General features: G+C 65.2%; 9 protein-coding genes and 2 tRNA genes. 4 read left to right on the top strand and 7 right to left on the bottom strand.

What is annotated here, in order from left to right:
* Nucleotides 1-874: 874 nt before the first annotated feature.
* On the bottom strand, nt 875-1,885 hold the full coding sequence (gene adhP, locus D6T64_RS10865) for an alcohol dehydrogenase AdhP (RefSeq protein WP_119974722.1): 1,011 nt from the start codon (nt 1,883-1,885) through the stop codon (nt 875-877).
* 216 nt (nt 1,886-2,101) lie between these two features.
* Nucleotides 2,102-3,412, bottom strand: a complete 1,311-nt coding sequence (locus D6T64_RS10860) for a zinc-dependent metalloprotease (RefSeq protein WP_119974721.1) — start codon at nt 3,410-3,412, stop codon at nt 2,102-2,104.
* Nucleotides 3,413-3,711: 299 nt separating this feature from the next.
* On the opposite strand from D6T64_RS10860, the gene D6T64_RS10855 reads away from it, so the two are divergent.
* The 4 genes from D6T64_RS10855 (at nt 3,712) to D6T64_RS10840 (ending at nt 8,328) form a co-directional block, all read left to right on the top strand.
* Entirely contained in the window at nt 3,712-4,833 is a 1,122-nt protein-coding gene (locus D6T64_RS10855; protein ID WP_119974682.1) for a YlbL family protein, read from the top strand.
* A 146-nt stretch (nt 4,834-4,979) separates the two neighbouring features.
* Nucleotides 4,980-7,901: a UPF0182 family membrane protein gene (locus D6T64_RS10850; RefSeq protein WP_199719137.1), complete on the top strand. Its 2,922-nt coding sequence runs from the start codon at nt 4,980-4,982 to the stop codon at nt 7,899-7,901.
* 84 nt (nt 7,902-7,985) lie between these two features.
* A tRNA-Met gene (locus D6T64_RS10845) sits at nt 7,986-8,062 on the top strand.
* 192 nt (nt 8,063-8,254) lie between these two features.
* Nucleotides 8,255-8,328: transfer RNA gene (locus tag D6T64_RS10840), tRNA-Met, on the top strand.
* A gap of 76 nt (nt 8,329-8,404) precedes the next feature.
* Here D6T64_RS10840 and D6T64_RS10835 read toward each other — a convergent pair.
* The 5 genes from D6T64_RS10835 to D6T64_RS10815 all read right to left on the bottom strand — a co-directional run bounded on the left by D6T64_RS10835 (nt 8,405) and on the right by D6T64_RS10815 (nt 15,477).
* Nucleotides 8,405-9,391, bottom strand: a complete 987-nt coding sequence (locus D6T64_RS10835; RefSeq protein WP_119974681.1) for a right-handed parallel beta-helix repeat-containing protein — start codon at nt 9,389-9,391, stop codon at nt 8,405-8,407.
* A 209-nt stretch (nt 9,392-9,600) separates the two neighbouring features.
* Nucleotides 9,601-10,986: a UDP-glucose dehydrogenase family protein gene (locus D6T64_RS10830; RefSeq protein ID WP_119974680.1), complete on the bottom strand. Its 1,386-nt coding sequence runs from the start codon at nt 10,984-10,986 to the stop codon at nt 9,601-9,603.
* An 89-nt stretch (nt 10,987-11,075) separates the two neighbouring features.
* A complete protein-coding gene (locus tag D6T64_RS10825; protein WP_233551051.1) occupies nt 11,076-12,218 on the bottom strand; it encodes a right-handed parallel beta-helix repeat-containing protein in 1,143 nt (380 codons plus the stop codon).
* The gene (locus tag D6T64_RS10820; RefSeq protein WP_119974678.1) at nt 12,218-14,062 is read right to left on the bottom strand and encodes a right-handed parallel beta-helix repeat-containing protein; all 1,845 of its coding nucleotides are present in this window, start codon (nt 14,060-14,062) and stop codon (nt 12,218-12,220) included. The genes D6T64_RS10825 and D6T64_RS10820 overlap by 1 nt, the downstream gene beginning before the upstream one ends.
* A complete protein-coding gene (locus tag D6T64_RS10815) occupies nt 14,059-15,477 on the bottom strand; it encodes a glycosyltransferase (RefSeq protein ID WP_119974677.1) in 1,419 nt (472 codons plus the stop codon). Before D6T64_RS10815 ends, D6T64_RS10820 begins: the two co-directional genes overlap by 4 nt.
* Nucleotides 15,478-15,505: the final 28 nt, after the last annotated feature.

Raw genomic sequence — 15,505 nt, 5'->3', positions numbered from 1 at the left:
AGGAGCGGTGAGGGGATGCCGCTCAGAAAATCGTGCACGTGCACGGCCGTGCGGCCGGCAACGTCGATGCTGCGGCGGGTGGTCTCGGTGGGGGCGGTCTGAGCCTGCAGTTGGCTGGCGATGCGCGGCCAGGCCGCATCGGCATCGGTGCGGTCGAGCTCGAGGCAGTACAGGCACGGGCCGCATCCCGGGATGACGAGCGGGCCGATCCGCACCTCCGTGTCGCTGAAGACCACGGGCAGGTGCGGGATATCGCGGCGCAGCCAGAACGCGTGCCGGCCGGGGAGCAGTGCGTAATGACCGACGATCACGGCGAGGGAAAAGCGCTCGGGGACATCCGCTGACTCGACGCGGGAACACACCGGAACGCCATAATCGGCGAGCAGGGCGCGCACGCGGCGGGCGGTGGGCCCGTCGCCATCAACACAGACCGGAGTGGCCAAGCCGACAGGGGAAGGCTCGCGGGCCTGGGTGTCGATCAGGGTCGGCCCGAGTCGGGTGAGGAGCTCCTGGACCTCGTCGGGGGTCGCCCCGGCATGCACGCCGAGCAGTTCCGCCGCGGCCAGGGGAATTCCGCTGCACAGTGCCGCGACGACCGCTTCGATGGCGGTGGTAACTCCCGGCACCACCACGGGGTCGTCGACGCCGAGCTGCAGGGTGTCGGGGGTGCGCCAGACGAGGGGGATGTGGGGATCGATACGGATGACCATGCCGACACCCTAGACAGGCATCGGGGGTGCCGCGGGGTTGTCCACAGGCTTTGTGGCGAGATCAGACTTTGTGGCTGGTTCAGGCTTTCCGGGCGGAGCAGCCAACAAGAATGCACTCCCGATCGGCACGCAGGCGTGACGACCGGGAGTGCATTCCGTGAGATCTAGTACGTGATGACCACGCGACCGTCGATTTTGCCGTGCTTCATCTCGTCGAAGATGTCGTTGATCTCGCCGAGTGAACGGGTCGATACTGTGGGGTGGATCTCTCCGCGGGCGTAGAACGCGAGGGCTTCCTCCATGTCCTGGCGGGTGCCCACGATCGAGCCGCGGATCGTCAGGCCCTTGAGCACGATGTCGAAGATCGGCGCGGGAAAGTCGCCCGGCGGCAGGCCGTTGAAGACGATCGTGCCGCCGCGCCGGGTCATGCCGATCGCCTGGCCGAAGGCGGCCGGGTGCACGGCGGTGACGAGCACGCCGTGGGCGCCGCCGGTCTGGCGCTGCACGGCTTCGACCGGGTCCTCGGTCAAGGCGTTGATCACGATTTCGGCGCCGTGCTTGGTGGCCAGGGCGAGCTTGTCGTCGGCGACATCGACCGCGACCACACGCAGGCCCATGGCCTTGGCATACTGCACGGCGATGTGGCCGAGTCCGCCGATTCCCGAGATGACGACCCACTGACCGGGTCGGGCTTCGGTCATCTTCAGGCCCTTGTAGACGGTGACGCCGGCACAGAGCACCGGGGCGATCTCGATCAGGTCGCTGCCTTCGGGGATTTTCACCGCGAAGCGCGCATCGACGAGCATGTACTCACCGAAGGACCCGTCGACGCCGTAGCCGCCGTTCTTCTGGGACTCGCAGAGCGTCTCCCAGCCGGTACGGCAGTACTGGCAGTTGCCGCACGCCGACCAGAGCCAGGCGTTGCCGACGATGTCACCGACGTGGTGGTTGGTGACCCCGTTGCCGAGGGCGACGACGGTTCCGACGCCTTCGTGTCCCGGGACGAGCGGCAGGGTCGGCTTGACGGGCCAGTCACCCTCGGCCGCGTGCAGGTCGGTGTGGCAGACACCGCTGCTGATGAGCTTGACGAGGATCTGGCCGGTGGCCGGCTGGGGAACGGTGATTTCTTCGACGGAGAGGTCGGTGCCGAATTCGGTTACCACCGCCGCCTGCATTCGGGTGGCGCGGGCGTCTCCGGTCGACCCGGCGGAGGCCGTGGTCTCGGTGGCGTAAACAGTCATGTTCTAACTCCTTCGTTAGGGATTCTCTGTCCGTAATGAAGAGGCTAGGTCGGTCAAGGTTGCGCCGGGTTGCGCCGGGTTGCACTCAGTTCACCCCCGTGCTGGGGCGGCTGCAATCCCGCGCTCGCCGCCCCGGCACACGCAGCGGGGTCAGTCTTCCTTGGGCCGTTCGGCGCCGTCGTCGCGCAGCAGGTCTTCGAGGGCCTGGTCGACGTCGTCGAGTTCGGCGCCGTCGCCCTTGGCGGCATTCGTCAGCCGCGCGACGAGGGCCTGCGGGTCATCGAGGTCCGCCATCGTGGGCAGAATGTCAGGGTGTGCCCAGAGGGCGTCCCGGGCTTCGTTGCCCACGGCATCCGTCACCGCCTGCCACATCGCTGCGGCCTCGCGCAGCCGTCGCGGCCGCAGTTCAAGGCCCACGAGGGTTGCGAAGGCCGATTCCGCCGGACCGCCGGACGCCCGGCGGCGTTTGACGGTCTCATTGATCGCATCGGCCTTGGGCAGCCGGCTCGTCGCCTCGACCGTCACGACGTCGACCCAGCCTTCGACGAGCGCCAGCATCGTTTCAAGCCGGGCGAGGGCTGCCAGCTGCGCCTCGGACTTCGGTGGAATGAGCGAACCGTTCTGCATGGCCTCGCGCAGCTCTTCGGGGTTCGACGGGTCGAAGCCGGACGCCAGTTCTTCGAGGCGGCTCGAGTCGATCGTGATGCCCTGGGCGAAGTCGGTGATGGAGCTGATCAGGTGCAGGCGCAACCAGCGCGAATGACGGAAGAGCCGCGCGTGGGCGAGTTCCCGCACAGCGAGGTAGATCTGCACCTGGTCGGTGGGCACATCGAGGCCCTCGCCGAACTCGGCGACGTTCTGCGGGAGCAGGGCGGCCTGGCCGTCGTCGAGCAACGGAATGCCGACGTCGCCGCCGGAGACGACCTCGCTTGCGAGCTGTCCGACGACCTGGCCGAGCTGCATCGCGAACAGGGTTCCGCCGATGCTGCGCACGATCTGGCTCGCATTGGCGATCATGCCCTGCAGCTCTTCCGGAGCCTGGTCGGTGAGCACCCGGGTCAGCGACTCCGAGATGCTCGTCGCCACCGGTTCGGCCAACTGGCTCCAGAGCGGCAGGGTCGCGGTGACCCATTCCTTGCGGGTCATGAGGCGCGGCACGGCCGTCAGTTCGGCGACCGAGATGATGTCGTCGAGCCAGAGCGCGGCGATGTGGAAGGCCTGGTCGAGCTGGGTGCGTTCCACGGTTGTGGGGGTCAATTGCCCGGTGGCGGCCCGTTCCTGGCCGGCTTTCAGCGCAATATCCCAGTTGATGGCGCCGGTGCCGGCCTGGGCTCCCTGCAGGGCGCCCTGCAGCTGGCTCATGAGTGCCGCGATACTGGCGGGGTCGCTTGGCAGCCCGGCAGCGCCGGCCAGCTGGCTGGGATCAATCGTGGATTTGCCCGACAGGATGTTCTGGAGCATGTCCCGGAATTCGTCCTCGGGGTTCTGCCTGCCTGGGTTCTGGCCATCGTTGCTCGGGCCATCGTTGCTCCGGCCATCGTCGTTGAGACCATCGTTGTTGAGACCATCGTCGTTCTGGTCATCGTGGGGTCGGGAGTCGTCGGCCACTTCAGGCACCTCTCAGTTGCGTACTTCTACGCTAGTCGGAGAAATCCGGCGTGACTGGGAAATGTCCTAGGCTGAAGAGCTTCGGTGTCCGCCTGTCGCGAACACGCTTCCACGGACTCATACCCGACTCGAACACATGTGAAAGGAGAGCCGTGGCTCTCTTCAGCGATTACCCGACTGCCAGCCCCCGGCGCGCACGGCGTTCCGGCACCACCGGTTGGGTCATCCTCGGGGTCGCCCTGGTTGCCGGAGTGATTCTCGGCCTCACGCCCTCTCCCTACGTCATCGAACGACCGGGTCCGGTTTTCAACACTCTCGGAACCGTTCCGAATCCCGACACCGAGGATGACGCGGCGGACGAGCTCGAACTCATCACGATCCCGGGGGAAACGGTGTATCCCACGGAGGGGAGCCTCGACCTGCTGACAGTGTCCGTGGTTGGCAACCGGGAGAACCGGCCGAGCTGGCTCGCGGTCGCGCGCGCCTGGCTCGACCCGAGCGAGGCGGTCTTGCCGCTCGACGATGTCTACCCGGCCGACGTCACGACCGAACAGCGGGAAGAACAGAACGCCACGGCCATGGTCAACTCCCAAACCGACTCGGTCGCCGCAGCCCTCACCCACCTGGGCTACGACTACCCGACCACCGTGTCCGTCGTCTCCCTCGCAGAGGGATCACCGGCTGACGGCATCATCGACCCCGGCGACGAGGTTGTGTCCGTGAACGGTGTCTCCGTGCGTGACATCACCGAGCTCCGGCTGGCCCTGCAGGACAACGGCACGACGGATGCTGCGACGGTCGCGATCGTCCGCGACGGCCAGGGCGAGAACGTGCAGGTGACGCCGGTCGACTTCGAGGGGGCAGCCATCGTGGGAATCAACGTCACGACGGAATACGATTTTCCCTTCGAGGTCAAAATCCAGCTGGACCGCGTGGGTGGTCCGAGCGCCGGCATGATGTTCGCCCTCGGAATTATCGACAAGCTCACCCCCGGTGCGCTGCAGGGCGGCGAGAATGTCGCCGGGACCGGCACCATCAACCAGGCCGGCGAGGTCGGGCCGATCGGGGGCATCCAGCAGAAGCTTTACGGAGCCGAGGATGCCGGTGCCGACTGGTTCCTGGCCCCCCTCGCCAACTGCGACGAGGTGACCGGCCATATTCCCGACGGACTGACGGTTTTCGCCGTCGAGACCCTCGATGAGGCTGTCACGGCCCTCGACGCGTTGGCCAGCGGCTCGGATACGAGCACCCTGCCCACCTGCCCCGTTGCGTGAGCGACTCCCGGCGGTCGCGGAGGTGACCGAAACGAGATCGAATTCTCAGCGAACCGGGAGTTCTGTATCTCTGCGCTGACGTTCGGGTTGACTGACCTGTTGTCTAGAATGGGTGGACCCGACCACTGAGAGCTAGAGGCCAATTCGTGACTTCATCTTCGTCCAGCGCTCCTCCCCGGAGCCGAGCCCCGCTCGCCATCACGGCAGCGATCATCGCCGGGCTGGTGATCTTATTCTTTATCTTCGCCGGACTGTATACCGATGTGCTGTGGTTCGATCAACTCGGGTTCGTCAACGTTCTGACCACGCAGTGGATCGCCAGCGCGGTGCTGTTCGTGATCGGCTTCATCGCGATGTCCGTGCCGGTCTGGGTGAGCATTCAGCTCGCCTACCGGATGCGCCCCGTCTACGCGAAGCTCAATTCGCAGCTGGACCGCTACCAGCAGGTCATCGAGCCGCTGCGCCGCCTCGCCATGTACGGTATCCCTGCGCTGCTCGGCCTCTTTGCCGGCGTCGCGGCCGCCACCCGCTGGCAGCCGATCCTGATGTGGCTCAACCGCACGCCCGTCGGCCAGACCGACCCGCAGTTCGGTTTTGACATTTCCTTCTACCTCTTCGACCTGCCGTTCTACCAGGCCGTGCTCGGCTTCGCATCCGCCGTCGTGCTGATCTCGGCCCTGGTCGCCGCAGCCACGAGCTACCTGTACGGGTCCATTCGCCTGAGCGGGCGAGAGGTGCTCATCAGCAAGGCTGCTCGGGTGCAAATCGCCGTCACCGCGAGCCTCTACCTCATGCTGCAGGCCGTGAGCATCTGGTTCGACCAGTACTCCACCCTGACCGCGCAGGGCGACATCATCACCGGCGCCGCGTACACCGAAGTCAACGCGACCATTCCTGGCCGTGCAATCCTCGCCGGCATCGCCGCCCTCGTGGCGATTCTCTTCATCGTCACGGCCATCATCGGTCGTTGGCGCCTGCCGGTGATCGGCACGGCGCTGCTGATCATCAGCAGTCTGCTGATCGGGTCCCTGTACCCGTGGGTGGTGCAGCGGTTCCAGGTGGACCCGAGCGCCCGGGCTCTCGAGGCGCCATACATTGAACGAAATATCGACCTCACTCGGGATGCCTACGGCCTCTCCGACATCGAAGAGATTGCGTACAACGCGACCACCGAGGCCGAGCCGGGCGCCCTGCGCGCCGACGCGGAGACGACCGCCAACATTCGCATTCTCGACCCCGCACTGGTCAGCGATTCATTCGGTCAGCTCGAGCAGTTCCGCCAGTACTACCAGTTCCCCGAGAACCTCAGCGTTGACCGCTACATGATCGATGGGGTGTCTCAGGACACCGTTGTCGCCGTTCGCGACCTGAACCTCGAGGGTCTCAACGCCGGCAACACCTGGGTGAACTCACGCACCATCTACACGCACGGTTACGGCGTCGTTGCGGCCTACGGCAACCAGCGTTCCGCCGACGGTCAGCCGGTATTCCTGGAATCCGGCATCCCCACCACCGGCGCCCTGGGCGAGTTTGAACCGCGTATCTACTTCGGAACCACGTCGCCGGAATACTCCGTCGTCGGAGCTCCCGAGGGTACCGACCCCATCGAACTGGACTACCCGTCCGGCGAAGAGGGTGCCGGCCAGACTTATACGACGTTCAGCGAAGATGGTGGGCCCACGCTCGACAACGTCTTCAAGCGACTGCTGTACGCACTGAAGTTCCAGTCCGAGCAGATTTTCCTCGCCGACTCCGTGAACGACGAGTCCCAGATTCTCTACGACCGCGACCCGGTCACCCGCGTGCAGAAGGTCGCCCCTTACCTCACACTCGATTCCGAGGCCTACCCGTCCGTCGTCGACGGCCGCGTGCAATGGATTGTCGACGGGTACACCACCTCCGCCAGTTACCCCTATTCCACGCCGGTGAGCTTGAGTGACGCCATCGCCGACACCGAGACGCCGCCCCAGCCGTTCGCGCTCGACAGCGTCAACTACATGCGCAACTCGGTGAAGGCCACCGTCGACGCCTACAGCGGTGAAGTGGTGCTCTACGCGTGGGACGAGGAGGAACCCCTGCTGCAGACGTGGCAGAAGATTTTCCCGTCCACGCTCAAGCCCATCTCCGAGATGAGCGGTGACCTGATGAGCCACGTGCGTTACCCCGCCGACCTCTTCAAGGTGCAGCGGGCCATCCTCGGGCAGTACCACGTGACCGACCCGGGTTCCTTCTATTCCAAGGACGACGCGTGGATCTCCCCGAACGACCCGGATTCGCCCGCCGCGAATCCGACCCTGCAGCCGCCGTACTACCTCACCATGAAGGTGCCCGGCGCAGACGCTCCGTCGTTCTCGCTGTACTCGACCTTCCAGCCCGACGCACAGGGTGAATCGAGCCGCAACGTGCTCTACGGTTACCTCGCCGTCGATGCCGATGCCGGATCCGAAGACGGGGTGCGCGCTGAAGGGTACGGTCAGCTGAGACTGCTGAACCTGCCCAAGGACGGCACGGTTCCCGGACCGGGTCAGGTGCAGAACGTCTTCAACGCCGACCCCACGGTCTCGACCGAGCTCAACCTGCTGCGTCAGGGTTCCTCGAGTGTGCTGAACGGCAACCTGCTGACCCTGCCGGTCGGTGGCGGCCTGCTCTACGTGCAGCCGGTCTACGTGCAGTCCACGGGTGAAACCAGCTACCCGCTGCTGCAGAAGGTGCTGGTGGCCTTCGGCGACCAGATCGCCTTCGAGGACACCCTCGACCAGGCCCTCGATGTGCTGTTCGGCGGTGACTCCGGTGCCAATGCTGGCGACACCGAGGTACCGGTGACCGAGGATGACACCTCCACCACGAGCCCGACAGATGAGACCGCAACCGACGGGTCCACCGACGGTGCTACCTCGACGGGTGATCCGGCGACGGATGCCGAACTCAAGGCCCTGCTGGAGGTCGCCAACACGGCGCTCGCTGAGAAGCAGGCTGCGTTGGCCTCGGGTGACTTCGCCGCCTTCGGCGAGGCTGACGCCAAACTGACCGAAACCATCGCGAGCATGCTCGCGCTGCTCGGCGAGTAGCACGAGCGTCGACCGGGTCCTGCCTCGCCGTTCGCGGCGGTGGTCGGTCCCGGTCACCCGGGTGTGCTAAATTAGATCTTGTAGCGCGGGGTGGAGCAGTTCGGTAGCTCGCTGGGCTCATAACCCAGAGGTCGTAGGTTCAAATCCTGCCCCCGCAACCAAGATATAAACGCAACGAAGATATAAAAAAGAAAGTCTCGGTCTCGACAGAGACCGGGATTTTTTTGTCGGGATTTCTCGGTGTGGATTTCTCGGTGTGGTCTTTCGGTGTGGACTTTCGGTGTGGACTTTTCAGGGCCCGAAATTGGAGTGGTCAGCGGCCCTCGAATCAGGGGGTATAGTTGATCCAGTAGCGCGGGGTGGAGCAGTTCGGTAGCTCGCTGGGCTCATAACCCAGAGGTCGCAGGTTCAAATCCTGTCCCCGCAACGATAAATACAGAAATGGCCCGGAACCGTGAGGTTCCGGGCCTTTTCTGTATTCGTACCCGTTATCTATCCAAACCCTACTTGCAGGCGACGTTCGTCAGGCCCATGCCCGCAGTCGAAGACTTACAGGTCACGACGTTGCCGGATGTCTTCGAGGCGATGTTGACCTCGTACCCCGGAACGTTGGTCGCGCTGTTGCCGCTGAAGGTGTTCGACCCGCCCCAGCCCGACAGCACCGAGTGCACCTGGAAGGCGTCGAGCCGGGTTCCGCTGCCGGAGTTGCCCGTGACGACGTAGCCGTTCCCCTTGACATCGACCCATGAGTCGGCCGAGTTCGCGCCGGAGTATCCCGAGTTCTTGAAGATGTTGCCGATGATGCGTCCACCGGTGGTGCCCTCCTTGATGTCGATCCCCTCGGCGGTGGTGTTGGTGATGGTGTTCTTCTCGATCAGAACGTTGTTCGACTGGTCAGGCTTCGACGACGATCCCATCACCGAGCTCCAGTTGCTATTGGCGCTGCCGACATAGATGCCCTCACCGTACGCCGCGGTCTTCACCCCGGTGTCGTGGATGAGCGAGTTGCGGATGGTGACATTGGTGCTGCTGGTGCGCATGTGCACCGCCTCCTGGCCGATGTTCCCCACGTCGACACCGTCGATGACGGAATAGTCAGAGTTGTCCAGCACGATTCCCTTCGCCGACTTGGTCACGCTGAAACCCTTGAGGTTCCAATAGCTTCCCTTGACGTTGAGCGCGTAGCCCGAATCAATGGACCCGGTCGTGAGGATCGCCTTGCGGGAGCCGACGAGGGTGATGGGCGCCGACGAGGTGCCGGCGGCCGTGGCGACCCACTTGCCCGAGTAGGTGCCATCGGCGAGGGAGATGACCTGCCCCGCCTTGGCTCCGGCGAGTGCCGTCTTGAGCTGGGAGGAGGAGGTTACGCTCACTGTCGTGGCGGCCTGGGCCGACGGCACGGCAGCGGGGAAAGCGACGGAGCCCGCGACCAGTGCTGCCGCCCCGAGCGTTCCGATCCAAATGCCAACTACGTTGCTTCGTTCGAACATGTAACTCACTGCCTTCTACAGTTGCGGCAAAAAATCGCCTTGTTGTGGAGACAGCGACGCTACGCGCAGAGAGATGAGCTTTCATCGGATCGCACGCCTTTGAAGCGCGATTGGCAGGCTCGACGGATTGCTCGCAACCTTTCGACACGGCTGTGGCCCGGCACCACGGGGGTGTCGGGCCACGGGGGCTCGGTGCGGGCCGTCAAACGCTACGTTGCGGCCACCTCATCGCGGCGGTCGAGCCGCAGTGCGACGGTGCCGGACTGGGCGGGCCGCCCCAGGGCGCGGTACTCCCAGCCTTTCAACCGGTAGTCGTCGGCGTCGAGGGCGTGACGGCCGTCGACGATGCGTCGGTACCGAACGAGGGCCCCGAGCTCATCGGGATCTGCATCCCGAAACTCCTGCCACTCCGTGAGGAGCACGACGACGTCGGCATCCCTCACGGACTCTGACAGGGAATCGGCGTAGTTCAGATCGGGGAACACCCGGTGTGCATTGGCGTTCGCCTGGGGGTCGTACACCGACACCGACGCCCCCTCGAGATACAGCATCCGCGCAACGTCCAGTGCCGGCGCATCCCTCACATCGTCGGAGTTGGGCTTGAAGGCGGCCCCCAGGGCCGCGACCCTGACTCCGCTGAGGTCACCCCCGGCGAGTTCGCGCACCAGGTCCACGGTGCGCACCCGGCGACGGATGTTGATCGAGTCGACCTCGCCGAGAAAGCTCACGGCCTGTCCGATCCCGAGTTCTTCGGCGCGGTGGCGGAAGGCGCGGATGTCCTTGGGCAGGCATCCGCCGCCGAACCCCAGTCCGGGCTTCAGGAACCGCCCGCCGATGCGGTCGTCCAGGCTCAGCGCGGTGGCGAGCAGGCTGACGTCGGCTCCCGTGGCCTCACACACCTCGGCCATGGCATTGATGTAGGAGATCTTGGTGGCCAGGAATGAGTTCGCGGCGACCTTCACCAGCTCGGCGGTCGCGAGGTCCGCAACGATGACCGGGGTGCCCTCGTCGACGATCGGTTGGAACACGCGCGCGAGCTGTTCGCGCGCCCACTCGGAGGAAACTCCAAAGACCAGCCGATCCGGGTGCAACGTATCGGCCACCGCGAAGCCCTCGCGCAGGAACTCGGGGTTCCACGCCAGCTCCAACTCCGGGCCGAGGGGGGAAATCGTCTGCACGAGGCTCGTCAGCCGGGCTGCGGTGCCGATCGGAACCGTGGACTTGCCCACGAGCAGCGCCTTGCGGGTGATGCGTTCGGCGAGACCGGCGAAGGCAGCGTCGACGTAGCGCAGGTCGGCCGCCGCCGAGTCCCGCGCCTGGGGTGTGCCGACGCAGATGAAGTGGACGTCGCCGAATGCCGCGGCCTCATCGAGGTCGGTGCTGAAACGCAGCCGGCCCGAATCGAGCGCTTCAGCAAGTTTCTCCGGTAGTCCGGGCTCGAAAAACGGAACCCGACCGGATTGCAGCAGGTCGATCTTGCTCGAATCGACGTCCACTCCGAGCACGTCAAAACCCAGAAGGGCCATACATACGGCGTGTGTGGCACCCAGATAGCCGGTGCCGATAACGGTGATGCGCGGGTTGTTCGTGGACATAGTTATCTCCTTGCAGGGTGGGGATGGGGGATGGGGATGGGGGTGCAGGATCGAAGCTCGGTCGGTGTCACCGGCCGACAGTGGCGTGCTCAGCTGCCGGTGCACTCCACGTTGGAGCGGCCTTCTTCGGCGTCGGAGGCCGAGTTGTTGCACTCGACGATGTTGTCCCGTTCGGGCGCGAGGGCATAGCCGTAACCGGGGCCGTTGACGTCGGCGGTGTTGTTGCGGAATACGTTCCAGGTTCCCCAGCCGTCGAGGATCTCGTGGGTCTGGAAGCCGTCCTGCGGCGCGTTCGTGCCGGTGTTGCCGTCGATGATCCAGTTGTTGCCCTTGACGTCAACCCAGGAGTCTGCGGCCGTGATGGCGGCACCGTCCAGGGTGTTGTTGCTCAGCACCCCGCCGGTGGTCCCCTCCTTGATGTCGACGTTTTCTGACGTGGTATCTGCGATGTCGTTTCCGGAGATCTGATTGCGGTCGCTGCGGTCGGGCTGGCAGTCGCTCACATCGCACCAGTTGCTCTCGGCGGTGCCGATGTAGATCCCCTCGCCGAACTTGGGTTTGCGCAGTCCGGTGTCACGAATGTGATTGTCAGCAACGAGATTGTCCGTGCTGAATCGGCGCAGGTGGATGCCCTCGTCCCCGATTTCCGACACCGTCAGTCCGCGGATGACCGATCCAACAGTCTCATCGGCCATCACGCCCTTTTGCCCATTGCGCACGGAGAACCCCTGCAGCGTCCAGTAAGAGGCGCCGTCGAGGTGGAACACGTAGCCACCGTCGATGGCCCCGCCGTCGAGCACACTGTCGGCCGTGCCGCAGAGCATGATCGGCTCGCTTTTCGTGCCCTGGGCCGTGGCCGTGAACGTGCCCTGGTAGGTGCCGGGGGCAAGAAAGATGACGTCTCCCGGCGTCGCCGCGGTCAGGGCGTCCTGTAACTCTGCGGCCGTCGTCACCGTGGTCGATGGCGGGCAGTCTGCGGGCGGTTCCGTGGGCACGCTCGATGGGGGAGGCTCGGCGTCGCCGGTCGGGCGCGTCGCGTCGGGAGTCTCATCTCCCCCCGGTGCGAGCACCAGAACGAGGACGAAGGCCACGATCACGGCCACTCCGGTCAGCAGTGCCAGAACCCCGAGGAGGGCAGGAGACAGGTTCTTCTTGCCCAGCTTCTTCTTGCCCGGGCCGGGAGGCGTGCCCGGCCCGGTGGGTGGGGAACCGGGGGTTGAACCGGCCATCATCAACTGCCACCCCCCACCACGTCACGGGACAGCGAGTCGCGGGAGACCACACCCCGCGTTAGCGAGGTGAGTGGCACATGCTCCGCGTAGGGGTTGCGGAAGGCACCGAACTGCGGCCCGTGTCGGGTCAGGGCGGTGCCGATCAGCAGGAGTCCGAGCAGCAGCCAGACGACGGTCAGGGGCTGGAAAATGGTGCGCACCACACCCTCGAACGTTGCCGCGGGACGCCAGTCGCTGAAGTCGTTCAGGGCGACGACACCGCCCGTCGCCTCTTCATTCCACACGGCGATGGCCCCGAAACCGCCAATGGCGTTGCCGGATACTTTCACTTCGGGCACCTTTCCGACCAGCGACACCCCGTGGTTGGACACCTCGGTGATGCGGTTGGATTGCACCACCGCGCCGGCGTTGCGCACGTTGATGCCCGTGTCGCCGCCCGTGATCGCGTTCCATCTGATTTCAGCATTGGACACCGTGTCTCGAATGGAAATCGCCTGCTTCACCTGATTGGTCAACACGTTGTCCGAAATCGATACGCCCGCTGTGCCGTGGTTGACCACGATTCCGGCTTCGTTCCCGGCGATGCGGCTCTTGGAGACTTCCACGTTGCGCCCGCCGCTGATCTCCACCCCGTAGCGCGCGTTGTCCCGCAGGGTGCTGTTGGTGATGCGGTTGTCGCCGTACAGGTCGACGGCCGTTCCGCGTGCGTTCGGCCCGAGGGCCAGCGGCTGCCCGTCGAGCGAGACGCCGTCGCGGCCGTTCCGCTCGGACGTGATCCCGTCGAACACCACGTTCTGGCTTGATCGATCCACCGCGAACCCATCGATGGCGTTGTCTGAGGACACCGTGCCCGACACGACCGAATCCGTCACGAAACGGTGGAAGACGAGCCCGTTCACGAGACTGCCGCTGATGCGGGTGTCTCGAACGGTGACACCCTTCGCGTCCGAGACGAAGATTCCGAAAGTATTGCCGGTGACCGTCACGTTATCGATGGCCGCGGACACGTACCCGTAGTCGGGCGCGACGGGATCCGCGCCGTTGGCAAGCGCACCGGACGGGAGCAGGCGCGCGCCGGCGACCGCGGGGGCTTCGGCGGCGTCGGTCGCTGCATCGAATCCGGTGACGGGGTGGGTGCCGGTCAACGCCAGACCGCCGGTGTCACCACTCCAGAACCCGAGAGACGACAGGCTGGCGTTCTGAACCGAGGCATTGCCGCCGATGACCCGCAGGTAGGCCCGACCATCGTTTGTGGAGGTGTCGACCGTGCCCGCGCCCGCGTCCCAGCTTTGGATGGCAAACGGATGCTCCGGGGTGCCGGCTATTTTCAGGGACCCACCGAAGGTCACGATCGAGACGAAGGCGTCGGCCTGGCTCTGCATGCGCAGGGTGAGACCGTCCGCCGACTCCAGGTTCAGGGTGGCGCCACCCAACACGACGATGTTCTCGGACAGCAGGTAAGAACCGTCCGGCTGACGAACGAGGGTGTCCGGTGCCAGGGACAGCAGATCGACCATGGTGTACGGCTGGGCCCGTGCCGGGAGCACCAGGGTGAGGGTCGGGGACGTGTGCAGCCGGTACGGGCCGTCGAGGTCATCCACACGCCAACGCGCAGCGGAGGAGACGGTGCGCACGTAGACGAGTCGTTCGTCCTCAGCACGCACGAGTCGCGCCTCCTGGTCGGGATTGCCCGGATACGCGCGTCCCGAAACGACGGGGGCGGTCTCGGTGGACTCGTAGGTCGGGGGCATCCACAGCGGCGAGGCAATGATCGCGAGGGCAGCGAAGACGACGATGACGAATCCCGCGAACAGTCCGAGCAGGATCGCCTTACCGGCGGTCATGCGCCGACTCGATCGGCGCTGGTCCCGAAGCCGGAGCCGTTCGGGGCGTTCCGGTCACCCAATACGGCCGTCGCCAGAACCGGAACGGGCTGCGTCGTCGGCTGAATCTGGGGTGTCGCCTGAGTCTGGGTTGTCGGCTGAGTGGGGCGTGACGGGGCGGGCTGCGCGAGGGAGTGCGAGTCCTGGCTGTCTCCGCCGACCTGGTCGGCGTGGCGGGTGAGCCAGCCTTGCTTGTTCATCGTGGCGAAGGCATAGACCTTGATCGGCAGCGCGATGACGATCACCGCGAAGGCGACGATCGGCAGGATCAACAGGTCTTTCGGGTACCGGCGAAGGTGGGAGATGCCCCGGATGCCCCGCCCCAGCAACAGCCACCCGACGGCGGCGAGGATACCCACCGTCGTGAAATCCAGCCGACTGAAGAGCAGATAGAAGATGGTCATGCCCATGGTGAGCGGGGTCAGCAGAATTTGCAGCACGGTCACCTTGGTGATGAAGGGGACGCGCCACAGCCAGCCTTTGGCGATTGCCGTCAGGTAACACCGGTAGGAGTTACGACTCCACCGCACCCGCTGCTTCACGAAGGTACGAAAGCTGGAGGGGAACATCGACAGGGCTCGCGCGGATGACTGGTGCACGGTCTTGTAGCCCGAGGCCAGTACCAGCCAGGTGAGGCGGCCATCATCGCCGGAGATGCACCGGCGGCCCAAGAAGAATTCGTTTTCGAGGTGCTCGAGCACAGGGATGACGGCCGAGCGGCGATACACCGCCGTTCGCCCGGAAACGCAGGGTACGGCGCCGGCCCGGCCCATAGCCGGCACATAGTCGAGGTAACGCAGGTCGACGAGCCAGTCAGCGACGCGGCGCCAGATGCTGGAGTCGCGCTGGTAGACGTTTTGGTGGGTGCTGACCGCGCCGACGAGCTCGTCTTCAAAGGGCATCTGCACGGTGCGCAGCAGATCACGGCGCCACCAGGTATCGGAATCCGTCAGGATCAAGAGGTCATTGCGGGCTTGGCGAATCCCCGCTCCGAGCGCGGAGCGCTTGCCGACGTGGTGGAAGAGGATCGGGCGTACCCTCGCGTCTCCGAGCGCTTCGATCCGTTCATAGGCGTCAAGATCCTCGACATCCAGAACGATGATGATCTCGCCCGGGTCCTGGTGGCGCCAGGAATCCAGGCAGCTCATCAGAATGTCGGGGTCTTCATGGAACGAGGGGACGACGACCGATGTGGTGGCTCGAAAGTCGCTGACGATCGGCCGCGCCCGGCGAGAGAGGACAAAGCGATAGATCCACAGTCCCCAGACAATCGCTCCGGCGATGGCGACGGGGAAGTAGGGGCGGGCATCGCTCAGGAAGTCGCCGACCAGAGTCCAGTTGAAACTGAGGTCGCCAAAAAAAGTCGGTTCGGGCATTGGGATCGGGTTCCTTTTGCTCAGTAGG

The organism is Cryobacterium melibiosiphilum, from assembly GCF_003602235.1.
Taxonomy (GTDB): Bacteria; Actinomycetota; Actinomycetes; order Actinomycetales; family Microbacteriaceae; genus Cryobacterium; species Cryobacterium melibiosiphilum.
The sequence above is the reverse complement of the archived record's forward strand: the minus strand, read 5'-3'. Positions and strand labels throughout refer to the sequence as shown.

Coding starts and splice junctions, on each gene's coding strand:
- D6T64_RS10815 (WP_119974677.1), bottom strand. CDS start 15,477: ATGCCCGAACCGACTTTTTTTGGCGACCTCAGTTTCAACTGGACTCTG.
- D6T64_RS10860 (WP_119974721.1), bottom strand. CDS start 3,412: ATGCTCCAGAACATCCTGTCGGGCAAATCCACGATTGATCCCAGCCAG.
- D6T64_RS10825 (WP_233551051.1), bottom strand. CDS start 12,218: ATGATGGCCGGTTCAACCCCCGGTTCCCCACCCACCGGGCCGGGCACG.
- D6T64_RS10820 (WP_119974678.1), bottom strand. CDS start 14,062: ATGACCGCCGGTAAGGCGATCCTGCTCGGACTGTTCGCGGGATTCGTC.
- adhP (WP_119974722.1), bottom strand. CDS start 1,885: ATGCAGGCGGCGGTGGTAACCGAATTCGGCACCGACCTCTCCGTCGAA.
- D6T64_RS10830 (WP_119974680.1), bottom strand. CDS start 10,986: ATGTCCACGAACAACCCGCGCATCACCGTTATCGGCACCGGCTATCTG.
- D6T64_RS10835 (WP_119974681.1), bottom strand. CDS start 9,391: ATGTTCGAACGAAGCAACGTAGTTGGCATTTGGATCGGAACGCTCGGG.